Origin of the sequence: Paraburkholderia sp. UYCP14C (genome assembly GCF_004197395.1) — a bacterium.
Lineage (GTDB): Bacteria > Pseudomonadota > Gammaproteobacteria > Burkholderiales > Burkholderiaceae > Paraburkholderia.
In genome coordinates this window covers 1-242 of the sequence record NZ_SELS01000406.1, presented here as the reverse complement: position 1 = coordinate 242, position 242 = coordinate 1, and the positions used below count along the sequence as shown (strand labels likewise).

1 protein-coding gene is annotated in these 242 nt (G+C 57.0%); it reads left to right on the top strand.

Going from position 1 to position 242, the window contains the following annotated elements:
• The coding region (locus tag EVC45_RS46530) for a hypothetical protein (protein ID WP_211193628.1) at nucleotides 1-181 on the top strand (181 nt) is incomplete at its 5' end.
• Nucleotides 182-242: the final 61 nt, after the last annotated feature.

The following is a 242-nucleotide window of genomic DNA, read 5'->3' as shown; positions in this document are numbered from 1 at the left end:
GATGCCGGCATTATCTCAGACCCGCAACACAACCATCAGGCCCTATCTGCTGAAGACCCTGCCGAACAAAGTCCATCCTGTCGATGTCGGAACACACGAAACACTGGCGCAATCGGTGCGCGTTCATATACAACCAGTTGTGCGTCAGCAACAAACTGGGGGGACTGGGCGGCGACAATGATTGCGTCCGGTGTAGCGACATTCATCTTGGCCGGTAGTGAGGAGTCGGAGGCGGCGTAGCC